Source organism: Paenibacillus sp. O199 (assembly GCF_001636635.1).
GTDB classification, from domain to species: domain Bacteria; phylum Bacillota; class Bacilli; order Paenibacillales; family Paenibacillaceae; genus Paenibacillus; species Paenibacillus marchantiae.
In genome coordinates, this window is the sequence record NZ_LGRP01000008.1 from 258,756 (window position 1) to 272,592 (window position 13,837).

At 46.0% G+C, this 13,837-nt stretch carries 13 protein-coding genes and 1 pseudogene; 9 read left to right on the forward strand and 5 right to left on the reverse strand.

Going from position 1 to position 13,837, the window contains the following annotated elements; translation table 11 throughout:
* Nucleotides 1–1,904 (forward strand): S-layer homology domain-containing protein (locus A6049_RS33750; RefSeq protein WP_205412018.1); only part of this gene is annotated, 1,904 nt, incomplete at its 5' end.
* A 116-nt stretch (nt 1,905–2,020) separates the two neighbouring features.
* On the opposite strand, the gene A6049_RS33260 is transcribed toward A6049_RS33750, so the two are convergent.
* The 3 genes from A6049_RS33260 to A6049_RS15090 form a co-directional block, all read right to left on the reverse strand.
* The gene (locus A6049_RS33260; RefSeq protein WP_161490592.1) at nt 2,021–2,197 is read right to left on the reverse strand and encodes a hypothetical protein; all 177 of its coding nucleotides are present in this window, start codon (nt 2,195–2,197) and stop codon (nt 2,021–2,023) included.
* Nucleotides 2,198–2,227: 30 nt separating this feature from the next.
* A complete protein-coding gene (locus A6049_RS15085) occupies nt 2,228–3,064 on the reverse strand; it encodes a sulfurtransferase (protein ID WP_063565436.1) in 837 nt (278 codons plus the stop codon).
* 100 nt (nt 3,065–3,164) lie between these two features.
* Complete coding sequence (locus tag A6049_RS15090) at nt 3,165–4,109, reverse strand: DMT family transporter (RefSeq protein WP_063565437.1); 945 nt, start codon at nt 4,107–4,109, stop codon at nt 3,165–3,167.
* A 229-nt stretch (nt 4,110–4,338) separates the two neighbouring features.
* Between A6049_RS15090 and A6049_RS15095 the strand changes: the two genes are divergently transcribed.
* From A6049_RS15095 to A6049_RS15105, 3 genes are all read left to right on the forward strand, one after another.
* A complete protein-coding gene (locus A6049_RS15095) occupies nt 4,339–5,241 on the forward strand; it encodes a polysaccharide deacetylase family protein (RefSeq protein WP_240321431.1) in 903 nt (300 codons plus the stop codon).
* A 41-nt stretch (nt 5,242–5,282) separates the two neighbouring features.
* Entirely contained in the window at nt 5,283–5,936 is a 654-nt protein-coding gene (locus A6049_RS15100) for a YkyA family protein (protein WP_063565438.1), read from the forward strand.
* Nucleotides 5,937–6,078: 142 nt separating this feature from the next.
* Complete coding sequence (locus A6049_RS15105; RefSeq protein WP_063565439.1) at nt 6,079–6,966, forward strand: hypothetical protein; 888 nt, start codon at nt 6,079–6,081, stop codon at nt 6,964–6,966.
* Nucleotides 6,967–7,103: 137 nt separating this feature from the next.
* Here the strand turns inward: A6049_RS15105 and A6049_RS15110 are convergent, their stop codons facing one another.
* Together A6049_RS15110 and A6049_RS15115 are read right to left on the reverse strand one after the other, a co-directional pair.
* On the reverse strand, nt 7,104–8,276 hold the full coding sequence (locus tag A6049_RS15110) for a mannitol-1-phosphate 5-dehydrogenase (protein WP_063565440.1): 1,173 nt from the start codon (nt 8,274–8,276) through the stop codon (nt 7,104–7,106).
* Between the two features lie 47 nt (nt 8,277–8,323).
* A complete protein-coding gene (locus A6049_RS15115; protein WP_063565441.1) occupies nt 8,324–8,992 on the reverse strand; it encodes an HAD family hydrolase in 669 nt (222 codons plus the stop codon).
* A gap of 406 nt (nt 8,993–9,398) precedes the next feature.
* Here A6049_RS15115 and A6049_RS15125 point away from each other — a divergent pair, with 406 nt between their 5' ends.
* From A6049_RS15125 to A6049_RS15150, 5 genes and pseudogenes are all read left to right on the forward strand, one after another.
* On the forward strand, nt 9,399–10,322 hold the full coding sequence (locus tag A6049_RS15125; RefSeq protein ID WP_063565443.1) for an ADP-ribosylglycohydrolase family protein: 924 nt from the start codon (nt 9,399–9,401) through the stop codon (nt 10,320–10,322).
* Nucleotides 10,323–10,347: 25 nt separating this feature from the next.
* Nucleotides 10,348–11,598, forward strand: coding sequence for an MFS transporter (locus A6049_RS15130; RefSeq protein WP_063565444.1), 1,251 nt, complete (start codon nt 10,348–10,350; stop codon nt 11,596–11,598).
* 59 nt (nt 11,599–11,657) lie between these two features.
* The gene (locus A6049_RS15135; protein WP_063565445.1) at nt 11,658–12,824 is read left to right on the forward strand and encodes a DUF3298 and DUF4163 domain-containing protein; all 1,167 of its coding nucleotides are present in this window, start codon (nt 11,658–11,660) and stop codon (nt 12,822–12,824) included.
* Nucleotides 12,825–13,231: 407 nt separating this feature from the next.
* Nucleotides 13,232–13,411 (forward strand): hypothetical protein, encoded by a 180-nt coding sequence (locus tag A6049_RS15145; RefSeq protein ID WP_063565447.1) that lies wholly within the window; start codon nt 13,232–13,234, stop codon nt 13,409–13,411.
* A 130-nt stretch (nt 13,412–13,541) separates the two neighbouring features.
* Nucleotides 13,542–13,742: pseudogene (locus A6049_RS15150) on the forward strand (RNA polymerase subunit sigma-70); the annotation flags it as partial.
* Between the last annotated feature and the right edge of the window lie 95 nt (nt 13,743–13,837).

Consider the following 13,837-nt stretch of genomic DNA (forward strand, 5'->3'; position numbering starts at 1 on the left):
CAGCGATTACACCAGCAACCAATGCGATTTTTGAAGTCTATGAGGCGAATGGAATAGACTTAGCTACCACATTAGAGACGGGGAACAAAGTCATTGTTACAGCACAGGATACAACTACGAAGACTACGTACACCGTAACGATGCAAGCAGGTGCTCCAGCGGTACATTTGTCACCTGGGACAAACGGTGGCACAACGCTTTTGGATGGTGTTACTGATGCGATGGAATACAAAGTGAATAGCGAGAATTACGTTACCATTGCAACAGGCGATACCTCAGTGGATAACATTAGCGTACAAGCAGGAGATACAATCACTGTACGTACAGCAGCTACACTGGATACACTGCCATCCGTGGAACAAGTGTTGACTGTTGATTTAACAGACATCAAGCCCAAAAGCACAGAGTCCACGTTAACTTCGACCATTGGATTGGTGAGCACAGGTGGCACACCGAATGAAACGATCACGAATATTGCTTACGGAACAACTTTAGCCACGTTTAAGGCAGCAATCACACTCGCAGCTGGTGCAACATTTGAAGTCTATGAGGCGGACGGAATCAATCCAGCGGTCACCTTAGCGACAGGAGATAAGGTCATTGTTACAGCACAGGATACAACCACGAAGACCACGTACACTTTAACGATGCAAGAAGATCCACCAGCTTCAGTATATTTATCACCAGGAACCAACGTGGATACAACGCGTTTGAATGGTGTTACGGATGCGATGGAGTACAACGTAAATTACGAGAGTTATGTTGCCATTGCAACGGATGATACTTCAGTAGATAACATTAGTGTACAAGCAGGGGATGAGATCATTGTACGTACAGCGGCCACACTGGATACACCGGCATCTGCTGAGCAAGTATTGACGGTTGATCCAGCGGACATAAAGGTCAAGAGCAGAGTTTCCACGTTAACCTCAACCATTGGAACGGTGAGCACAGGTGGCACATTGAATGAAACGATTACGAACATTCCATACGGAACAACGTTAGCTGCGTTGAAGGTAGCGATTACACCAGCAGCCGATGCGACATTTGAAGTATATGAGGCGGACGGAATCAATCCAGCGGTTACATTAGCAACGGGGAACAAGGTTATTGTTACGGCACAGGATACAACCACGAAGACTATTTATGTCGTGAGAGTGGAATCAGCAACGACACCAACGACACCAACGACACCAACAACACCAACAACACCAACAACACCAGCACCAACGGTACCAACGCCGACACCTACTGAACCAACGCCAGTAACAACAGAACCAGCGCCAACACTTGTCGTAAGTAAACTTATTTACAGTGACAAAGTGGATAAAAAAGTAGTAGCTGAAATTAAACTAAAGGCTGAATTAGCAAGTCCAACATCCTTTAGCGATGTGAAAATGACTTCTTGGAGTTATGCTGACATTGATTACGCTACACGAGCTGGAATCATAAAAGGGTATAAAGACGGTTCATTCCGAGGTGAGAGCAAAGTAACACGTGGGGAATTTGCTCAAATGCTCGTAAAAGCACTGGGACTCACAGCTACAGGCGATGAAGTGGTTACAGATGCAACGGGTCATTTTGCTGAAAATGCGATTCGAGCCCTGCTAGAAAAAGGAATCATGACTGGATATGCAGATGGAAGTTTTGGACCTAATCGTAACATTACACGAGCAGAAATCGCAGCACTACTAGCTAGAGTACTTGAAGTAACCCTGCTAGATACCAACTCAAAATTTGAAGATATCGAGGGTAACTGGGCAAAAGATCAAATTAACGCATTAGGTAATGCCGGAATTATTAATGGCAAGAAGGCACAGGAATTCACGCCGAATGCCAATGCTACCCGAGCAGAATCAGTCGCGATGATCGTGCGACTTCTTAAGCTGGTAACTACGGAATAAACAGTAAAGAAATATGATCGTCTTTTAGCAAAAACAATTTAAAAGAATTTAATAAGAACGCAGCCCGTTTAATAAGGCTGCGTTCTTTTAATGTACGGCTGGCAGGGTCACCATTTCTACAGTGATAGCTTGACCCAGCTCTGGTCGCTATCGATGGCTTCCTTTTGAATAATCGGTGATGCTTTTAAACCAAACTTGCCATAAATAATGTCTCTACCCCTACCCAAGCTGCCGTAGGCATAAAATTCTTTGGCACTTCCCGAATCAAAGATCGAAACAGTGCGATCAACCACCGCTTGTCCTTTTTGTCACTTTCCTATACGTTATACCTCTCCAGTCGCCACCGGATTCCCTTCATAACTAATCCAGTCACTCCAGCTTCCAGAATACAACTTCACATTTGAGTATCCCGCTTCTTCGAGCGCAATCACATTCGGGCATGCGGAGACACCGGAACCGCAATACACGATAATTGCACCATCCTTGTCCAGCTTGCTGAAACGTTCTTCTAACACCCCAGTATCTGTCCAACGTCCATCCCAATCCAACACATCTTTCCAAAAATAATTCACCGCACCCGGAATATGTCCGGCCTTGGCATCAATCGGTTCCTCCAGACCCGCATAGCGGCGAGCATCACGGGAGTCGATTAGTACAGCTGGGCCGTCAGCAGATGCTTGCTGCACATCCTCAACACTCGCCAACAGTCCTGACTGCACATTCACCTCAAACGAAGCTGGAATCTGAACCGGCACATCCGTAGTCACTGGAAACTTGGCATTCTGCCAGGCAGAGAAGCCTTCGTCCATGATATACACCTGTTCATGTCCCAGATAACGAAGTAACCACCACAGCCGCGATGCGTTCATGCCGCCTTGGTCATCGTAGGCAATAATGCGTGCATTCGAGCCGATGCCAGCTTTGGAGAGACGACTTGCCAGTTCAGTCGGATCTGGAAGCGGGTGACGCCCTCCGTGCGTAGATACAGGAGCGGACAGATCCTTTTCCAAATCGAGATAAACGGCACCTGGAATATGTCCAGCCTCATAAGCTTGTCTTCCGGCATCCGGTTGACCGAGCAGGAATCGGCAATCGGCAATGACGACATCTGGTTCATACATTCTGGCGAGCAGCCAGCGCATGGATACAATATTTTTCATGAAAACACACCGCCTTATATGTAGTGGGATGGATTCAACCGGAATCTGCGTGATGCAGGTCCCAGTTGTTTTTTTACAAATATCCTAATACAAACGCAAGTTACACCGCTGTAGGTTCGACTGGTCCTTTTCCAGCTACAGGAGCATCTGAGAGGATGGGCTGTGGTTTGGTTTTGCCATACCGAATGAAGATCCATACCCCGAAAATAATGACAACCCCGGCAGACAACTGAAGCCCGTTGAGGGATTCACCGAGTAGCATCCAGGCCAGTAGAGAGGAAAATACAGGTTCCCCCAGTACCCCCATTGATACCGTCGTAGCATTCATATATTGAAGCAGCCAGTTGAAGAGATAATGTCCAAAGATCGTTGGCACGATTGCGAGCAACAGGAAAATTCCCCACTCAGAAGCTGCATAACCACCAAACGGGTGACCATTAACCAGATTATATACCGCAAGCGTACAGGCAGCTACGAAAAATACCCAGAAGTTATAGGAGAATGCACTCAGTCCGGCACGTAAAAACTGTCCTAGCAGCATGTGTACCGCCACAGCGATCGTTCCGAGTAAAGAAAGAATATCCCCTCGCAGCGCTGTGCCTGCCAACTGGAAATCTCCAGCTCCAATAGCGATCGATCCAAGCAGGGCAACGCCCATACCGATGATCATCATACGGTTGATTTTGGCTTTGAACAGCCAGACGGAACCCGCAAGAATTAATATAGGCTCCAAAGCGAGAATGACCGTTGAACTGGCTACACTCGTAAGCCTAAGCGATCCCATCCAGAGCAGGAAGTGTAGCGCCAGCATCACGCCGGATGCGAGAAGTAAAGCCCACTGTCTAAAGTTTAAACGCATCATCTCATGCCGGTATTTCCAGACAAAAGGCAGCATTAGCAGATTGGTGAGGAACAATCGGTACATCGCAATGACGGCGACGTCCGCTGTGGACCAACGTACAAAGATGGAAGAAAACGAAATGGCAATAATGCCGACAAAGAATAGCAGATAGATCGACCTGCCGGCACGGTTCAAGCTAGTCATGGATGTAGCTCCTTCTTGAAGTCAAATGGTGTAAATCAATTTATTATACAGGAGAATGCATCTGCAGGAAAAGTATAAGAGAAGAAATAGATAAGTAGATTGTAACCGGGCTTGTAACTATTCTGTCATTCTCCAGGGCCATTTTTCTATTAATCTTCTATATAGAGACATGAAACGATATAATGTACCAATAATCGGGAAAAAATGAAAGTAAGGAAGTGGCCTGGAAGTGAGAGTTCAACAACAGAGAGCGGGAGAGAGTGGCGGCATTCCGCATAGAACAAGCCGAACCAAGACGCATGGAAGAAGAAAAATCCGGTATGGGAGACTGAGTGCTGCGCTGGCGCTTCTGGCACTGCTCATTATCGGTTTAACATATGCATTCATTGGCATGACGCACTGGATCAAGGATTATGTAGCACCTCCGCCAGTAGCTGCGATTGAACAGCCAACCAAGCTTGGCATGATTGACATGACACCGGAGTCCAAAGAGGAACCTGCGCGGTTCCAGGGTCAGGTGCGCAAGCTGGCTTACATAACGTTTGATGATGGACCAAGTGTATATACCGATCAACTGCTGGATATTTTGAAACAGCATGAGGCAAAGGCAACCTTTTTCATGATTGGACGTCAGTTGAATCAACACAAGGAAGCAGTGGAGCGGCTTGTCAAAGAGGGCAGTTATCCTGGGCTTCACAGCATGACACATAACTATAACAAATTGTATAAGAGCGGAAGCTCCTCTAACTTTGTGAAGGAGTTCAAGAAGGAGCAGAAGATGGTCAAGGATCTGATCGGTTTTACGCCGCATCTGATTCGTGCTCCGTATGGCAGTAGCCCACAGATCGGAGAAGACTTCAGGGGCGACATTGCTGCGGCCGGATTCAAACTGTGGGATTGGACCACCGACTCCCTCGACTGGAATCTTCCAGGTCAGCCGGACAAAATCGTGGAGCGGGTTAGCAGCAGTGTGCATCGGGATAAGGAAGTGATTCTGATGCATGAGCGCGAGCAAACGGTACAGGCACTGCCACGCATTTTGAAGCTGCTTGAAGATCGGGGTTATGAGTTTGAGGTCTACGATCCGAATGCTCATTGGGTATCCAATTTTAGCGCAGACACCCGCCTGTAAGAATAACAACATAGCAGTTGTAAGAGAGGAGGCACCCCGAGGTGCTTAGAAGAAAAAAGATAGCTCTGGCCGGGGTCAGCATATTGCTGGCTCTGCTTGTCAGTGCTTGCGGAAAGCCGCAGGAACCTGCGGCAAATCAAGTTAATCAACTGATTCTTACCGATCAGGAGATGAACCAGAGCCTGAAGGAACTTGTTCATCATGAACGGGAAGACATGGAATTATACGGATCGATACTGAGTAAAGGAAAGAACAAAAACAGTAATCTGGAGGCCTTGCTCGATCAGGCAGACGGACATATTGCCGAGCGAAGAACACTGCTGGAACAAGCTGAAGCGGTGATGAGCCGGACTAAAGAACAGATGGAAGAGCTGCGAACTTCGTTGGATCAGTTATCCTTTGAGAAGGAAGAGAACCTGGCTCAAGCCCACACGGTATTGGATCAGTATGAGCAAAGAGCTGCGTCATTTGAAGCGTTTGTTGCCTCCTACAGGCAGAGCCTTGATGCGGACGAGCAGTTATATGGATTGATGAGAGGCAGTGTGGAGCCCAATCTGGTCAAAATCAAACGTGCGATTCGGGAACGGAACAGCCAATATGCCAAAGTTGCCGAGTTAAGACAGCAGTTTAACAAGCAGACAAAAGCTTTTAACGGAGCCAACGCGAAACTTGTGCAAATGGAGCAAGCTGGCTGACTATTCATGGTGTCAAAGAAGCATTGAACACTTTCGATGATTGAGCGACGGGTCAGCCGTGTAAGTAATACTAAGCTGTCAAGTTAACAAGTCAGGCAACATGGACAAACATCATTGCGTATAAGCTAACGGAGGTGTTCATATGCGAAATACTATGAATATTAGTGCATCATTACTTGTTTTGGTTATGGGATTCTCGCTTGTGGCCTGCGGCAACAGTAGCCCTACTGCTCAGCCACCCGCGAATAATACAGAAGAACAGACACCGGCACCAGGGAAGCAGCCTGAGAAAAGTGCTGTGATTGAAGCCGAAGGCATTTTGACCGGATGGGCAGATCCGCACACGGTTGAAATTCGTGTGAAAGAGGAACCGATGTCTTTCCAGGTGGGTGAAGATCTGCAGAAGTCTTTGGATGACATTGACGACGAAGATTCCGTTCAATTCAAATATGTAGAGAAAGCCATCGAAGGCGATACAACGATCAAACAGTTGGTGCTTACGGAAATCGCCAAGGTCGAGTCCGATGACGATAACGGTACGAATGCAGGTGGTAATGTTACATCTGATCGTGCCAAAACATCTGAGCTGGAAGTGGCTGTGGAAGGCATGACCGAAAAGCGCCCGGTTACACTGGCTCAAGGCAAAGGATACTCATTATATGTGTTTGAACCGATGGTTTACGATGCGGATGATCATGAATTGACCATGAAGATTGATCCGGATTACGAGGTAGAGATTGACAAGCTGCCTTCGGATTATAACCTGAAGGAACTGAAAGTGGATGCGAAGAAAGAGCTGTCAGAAACCGGAGCGGTCAAGCAATTAAGTGAGGAAAAGCTTAGCAACGGCCCGATGAAAGAGGCAAAATTGTTCATGATGTCTCAAAACAATAAGAAAACAGAGTATTTCATCGTAAAAGAGCTGGATGGCAATGGCTTCGCTTTCCATATCCATGCACCGGTTGGCGAACCTTCAGAGGGCTTCCTGCCTATGGTTTATGCCTCCATCAATTCCATCATGAACGAGTAAGCGTGCTTCGATATTAAATAGGCATGCCGTGAGTTTGAAAAGCCGGAAGGAACGATGCGATAAGCATAGGTTCCTCCCGGCTTTTTGTTCGTATGTCTATTCAGTTTGCGGGATCAAACTCTTTGACCTATTGTTAATCAGGTTAAAATGGTTGATTCCTGTCGCCCTTTGAGCTCTTCATAACGGGCAACGGCATGCTGATGGACGGGATGTTCGTCGGGAATTCCCATGCGCTCACGAATGAAGGCAGAGACGCCATCTTCGCGAATCAGGTGTTGGAGTTTTATGGCTTCCTCGTCATGTTCATGATTGAACAGCATCGCGGCTGCCATAGCGGAAGTTAAATGAGGAATTTCAATTCCGAATTCGCAGGCCTGCATCGCTGGGCGAACAAGCCGGTCATAAGGCGATAACTTGCGAAGGGGCGAACGTCCGACCCGTGTTACCTGATCCGTCAGGTTCGGATTGGCAAAACGTTCGAGAATCGTATCGATATATTTGTTGTGTTTCTGTGGATTAAAACCGTGCTTGGCGATGAGCATGGCTCCGGTTTCTTCCATCACTTTGCGTACCTTGGCACGAAGAGGTGCATGACTCATAGCTTGCCGGATCGTCTTAAATCCTTCAAGATATCCGAAGTATGCGGCAACGCAGTGACCGGTATTTACCGTAAACATTTTGCGCTCAATATAAGGTTCAAGAGAGTCCACGTAGTGCACACCTTCAATTTCCTTAAATCCTTCCAGCAGTGCAGGGCGATGAACGACCCATTCATAGAAAGGCTCAACGGTAACTTGTAGCGGGTCTTTATGATCCTGAGCGGGGACGATGCGGTCAACCGCTGCATTGGGGAATGAGACATAACGTTCTGCTTTTTCACGGGTTGCTTCATCCAGAAACGGATAAACCCGTTTTTTAAGCCGAGTGCTGCCTCCGATGGCATTTTCACAAGCGATAATATGAAGTGGTGCAGAATTATTATTTTTCATACGCAGATAGATGCCTTTGGCGATCGGTTCAGCGATATCTTCCAGCGCCGATACACCGACGGCTGTTGTGATCAGATCTGCTGAAGCAATCACTTCAGCAACGCGATCCTGTTCGCCGACACTAATGGCGGTTACGTTATTCACAATCGTTGTATCCTGATCCGCATTTGCGAGGGTAATGGGATATTCCTGCCTCTTTTGAAGCATGGCGATTTTCTTCGGGTTACGTGCGACAAAGCAGACTTCATAATCGGAAGCGGACAACATATGACCGATAAATCCGCGGCCAATATTGCCCGCACCAAAATGTACAGCTTTCATGTGTGAACTCCCCCTTTAAAGTTTGAAATGCGAAATTCGTTTAGTCCTTAGACCGTAGTGACGAGTGGTTTCGAAATCAAATCGTTAAATTCGAGGTCGGTCAGGCATGACAGCCGTTGGTGAGGCATATCGAAATCAAGTGTCCCGGTAATGGTATTCGAGATGACTACGCAGTGAATACCAGCCGCAGCAGCTGCACGCGCGCCGTTAGGTGAATCCTCAATCGCTACGGCTTCGTCTGCAGTTACTCCAAGGGCTTCAAGTGCTTGATTGTACAATGCAGGATCAGGCTTCACATGGGCAACATCATCTGCGGTGCGAATGACGTCAAAGTAATCTTTCAGCTTGAGCTGTTCCAGATGCTGTTCAACCCACTCTCGTTTGGAGCTTGAAGCGACAGCAAGTTTCAATCCAGCTTTGCGTGCAGCTTCAAGGTAGTTCTGGATACCGGGTCTTACCTGTTCTTTGTTCATTAAGGCTGCATGATGCAGCTGAACGGATTCCTTGAACGCTTCCCGATCGATCGGAAGATTCAAATCTGTGATGAGGTACTCATAAGGATTAAATGTTTTCAGACTGGTACCGATGCATTGCGAGTACATCTCCAGGGTTAAGTCTACGCCGTGTTCCTTGTAGGCATCACGAAAAGCAACATACCATGCTGTCTCCGTATCAATAATCGTTCCATCGAAATCAAAAATCAGTGCCTTAATCATAAATTTGTTCCTCCTGTTTCAGAATTAGTTTTGGGATAAAGCTAAATGAATTTCTCTGCAAATACACACCGTAATCTTTTAACTTGCGGTACATTAGTTGACGTGAAAGCAAAGTTATAAATATTAATTTGGGAAAAAACAGGTGTATAAGCTAATAAAACCGTAACATAGGACAAACGGAAGGGTCAAGCGCGTTATGATTGTTTACATGGAAAATTTGCACATGGATGAGATGTTTTCAGAAAATGATAAAAGTGGAAAAGCGTTATACCCTTTGCGTGTAAGCGGTGTACTGAAAAACCTGTATTTTCAGTGTGAACCTATTAAAATTCTTTACGCCATATCAAGCCATATGGGAGAATGGAAGAAGTTATTTGAGAGTTAAATCGCGGAGGAGGGATCGACGATGCTGCATAAGGATCGTTTCCAAGGTTGTTTCATTGGGCTTGCCGCGGGAGATGCACTGGGAACCACAGTGGAATTCAGCAGTCCCGGCACATTTGAGCCTGTTACCGATATTGTGGGCGGCGGGGTATTCGATCTGGCGCCTGGACAGTGGACGGATGATACGTCGATGGCCCTGTGTCTGGCAGAAAGCTTGGTGAGAAAAGAGAACTTTGATCCCGGGGACCAGATGCGCAGATATACGAATTGGTATCAGGTGGGTTATATGAGCAGTACGGGAACCTGCTTTGATATTGGCGGGGCTACTCGGAGTGCCCTTGAACGGTTTGCAGCAACCGGTGAAGCGTATAGTGGTTCAACTAACCCGATGACTGCTGGGAATGGATCAATTATGCGGCTCGCACCTGTAGCTATGGCATATGCCAACCAGCCGGATCAAGCAGTGCGGTATGCTGGGTTGAGTTCCAGAACGACACATGCTGCTGTTGAAAGTGTAGAAGCATGTGAAGTACTGGCGGCAATATTGGTTGCAGGACTGCGCGGAGCGGACAAGGATGTCATGTTAAGGCCTGATACCTGCCGTCAGTGGAGGGAAGAGAAATCTTTTTCGCCAGCCATTGAAGAAATTGTCCAAGGATCATACCGGGATAAAGTACCGCCTGATATTCAGGGAAGCGGCTATGTTGTTCGTTCACTTGAAGCAGCGTTATGGGCATTCCATCGATCATCGACCTTCGAAGAGGGTGCGCTGCTCGCAGTGAATTTGGGTGATGATGCGGACACCACGGGAGCGGTATATGGGCAAATCGCCGGAGCGTATTATGGATTAAGCGGCATTCCGGCACACTGGCGAGAGAAGCTGGCCATGCAGGATACGCTGGGCGAATTGTCAGAGGCATTGTGGTCAAAGGCGGAAGCTAGATAGAAGAGACAGGAGAAGAGAACATCATATGCGTAAGACAGATTCATCTCAAACGGAATCGCAAGTTACGAAATCTGCTAAACGAGGGGCGTTTCCTTTATCCCTTTTATGTCTGACGGTAGGGGCTTTTGCCATTGGCATGACAGAGTTTATTATTATGGGCCTTCTGCCCAATGTAGCGACGGATTTGAATGTGAGTATCCCCCAAGCAGGGCAGTTAATTACGGGCTACGCGCTTGGTGTGGCGGTGGGTGCGCCTATACTAACCGTGTTCACGCACAAGATTCCCCAGAAAAAACTGCTGGTACTGCTGATGTGTATTTTTATCATCGGTAATGCATTGTCTGTTATTGCACCAACTTACGGGCTGCTCATCTCGGCACGTATTCTAACGGCATTTGCCCACGGTACGTTTCTGGGTGTAGGCTCGCTGATGGCAACACGATTGGTTGCACCGGAGAGAAGGGCAGGGGCAGTATCCGTAGTCCTGGCTGGATTAACGATTGCCAACATTATCGGTGTGCCGTTTGGTACCTTCATTGGGCAGCAGCTAGGATGGCGGTCATCGTTTGGAGCTATTACCATTCTGGGCATCATCTCATTGATTGGTATCATTCGTTTCATTCCGGTGATTCAGCAGGGACCGCCAGCAAACCTTGGCCAGCAATTCCGGAATCTGGTTCGCCCCCAAGTGTTATTAATATTGCTGATTGGTGCGCTGGGCTGTGGAAGTCTGTTCGCTGTATTCACCTATATAACACCAATGCTTGTCGATATTAGTGGTTTTGCTGAGCAGAGCGTGACCTGGATTCTGGTGCTGTTCGGTGTCGGCGTTACATTGGGTAATATGCTTGGTGGTCGTCTGGCAGACTGGAAGCTGATGCCTTCCTTGATGGTTAACTTCGGTATATTGGCAGTTCTGTTGGCGGCCTTAACGTTGACGCTGGATAATCCGTATCTCGCGGTAATCACCATCTTCTGCTGGGGCATTGCGGCTTTTGGTATTATGCCAAGCCTACAAATTCGAATTATGAATATGACTCGCGAAGCACCGCTGCTGGCGACAACGTCGAGTCACTCAGCCTTTAATCTGGGCAACGCAGGTGGTGCCTATTTGGGCGGGTTTGCAATTACGCATACGGGGCTCATCTCGGTACCGTTGTATGCAGCAGTTATTGCAGCACTTGGACTTGTGGGATTATTCGTTAGCGTGACAATGGAACGCAAAACGAGGGTACCGGAAATCGCCGATGCTGTAGAGCCGGCACCAGTGAATTAAATATAGACAGGTAGATGCAGCCTTCACTCCGCATTAACGTGTGGGATGGAGGCTGTTCTATGGAAGGATTACAGTTTCAACTAGAAAAAGACAAACCAGCCAAGTTACAGTATTATTGGTATATCATAATAATTAGAAGGAAGGATTTCAATTTGAACAAAACATTTGCTATGTTAATAAGCTTCTTATTGGTGTTTCTATTTATAATCCCAATAAGTGATGCGAATGCAGCCGGGTCGAGCACAGTAACGACAAAAATTTACTCGTATAAAGGGCAAAAGTATGTTCAAATTATTGGCGGCGAACAAAAGGTAATTGATAAAATAAATAAAACACTCAAAATCCATGCCGTAAATGCCGCTATACAGAATACATATCTAAAAAAACAGCAAGATTACTTTTACTGGAATACCACTGCACAGACTAAATACAATCAAAACAACCTACTATCTATTGTATATACAGATTATAATTTCAGAGGCGGCGCGCACGGGTATGAAGAAGTAACGACTTATAATTATGATCTAACAACAGGAAAACGCCTCTACTTGAACCAGGTGGTTCAAACCAATAAACAAGCTGTTAATCTAGCTGAGGGTATTGAATCAGACCTAAAGAGTAATGAGAATGTTTTCCCGGAAAGTTTTTATAACTTTCCCTTGTCGAATACATCTAGCTTTTACTACCAAAACACAGGAATTGTCATGGTATTTAACCCATACGAAGTTGGGCCTTATGCAGCGGGATTTATAGAAGTAAAAGTTCCTTTCTCTAAAATTCAGTCTGAACTGAGCAGACCATTTTTTGATTTAAATAAAAACTCCATTCAAGAGTTGAAGAGTGGGAGAATACCGGGGTTTGAAAATATAAGTTTTGGACAAACGAAAGCAGAAGTATCAAAAGCGCTGAAAAGTTCAGATCGTGAACCCTATTATGAACCGGAAATGGGAGGACTTTTCTGGATATTTGAAGGGGTAGAGTATGCTTCCTTTAATTTTGGGGAGGGAGACACAGACCGTCTTAACCATATTTATTTGAGTTGGAAAACTCTCCCTATGAAAACCTTCAGTGACATTGAGAAGATATTGGGAAAAGGTCAAAAGGGTGTGAACCCTGATATTCAAGAAGAATATTTACTCTCCTATCGTTTTGGGGATACCCGGGTCCATTTCGCCTCCAATTCAACCGAGGGAATCATTCATGGCATAACAATCTCACATTACTAGAAAAAGATGCTGATTTTGTACTCTCCAAGTGTCGGGGCGGAAACATTGTACCATAGAAAGTCGCTAATCTAGCGGCTTTTTTACTTTCGTTGTAAGAGCTGCTATTTATTATTTCCAGTTTCCACTCGAACCTGAAAGGATCGTTACTGTGAGAAAAATAATTAATTATATTCTGATCTTGCTGATCATTTGGGTAGCGCTATTGTATCCTATTCGTTCTGCATGGTTTGAAGGTGTAAATCAGATTCCTGAAGATCTTCATGGTATTTATTTACTTTTCTTGTTCTTTGGATATCTTATTTTTTCATCTGGTATGGGGCTTATGCTTTACAAGATGTGTTTTAAACGAAAAGAATAGTAGTTACAGTAGGTGAGATCATTCATTTTTCCAAGGAGAAGGTGACAACTTGTACTACTACAAAGGTGCGTTCAGAGAAACGGACAATTTTATTTATTTCAAAAGCGATGTTCAATTAGCCGAGAATGATGTCGTGATATTTGGTGAGAAGAAGTATTTTATCGATAGTGTCGAGAAAGAATTCCTCATCCTTCAAAAGGTGGGCTCCATCGTTTCAGTGAGTGTATGAAATCTTCGCGGAAACATTTCCTTTTTCAAGTGTACGTGCACTTCTGGGCACACGCCTACATACAATAAATCGACCCTGTTCCCACATGTGCTCAGGCCAGATCGTTGTAAAACTGCAGGAGGTGTCATCTGTGCCCGGATTGTTTACCGCAATTGCCCTGTTCATTAAAGAGTTAACGTTACTCGTCTCGTATGTCAAAAATAATGCATTTCCCCAGCCACTGGCTGAGGATGATGAAGCCAAACATTTACGCCTTATGGCTGAAGGCAACGCACATTCACGTAATTTGCTTATCGAACACAATCTGCGCCTCGTCGCGCATATCGTCAAAATGATGTAAACTCGAAACAAGGTACAGTAGAAAGCGGATCAACCCTTATTCTTAAAGGGAATTTGAAGCTTGAGGAGTTAATTAGAGGATCAACT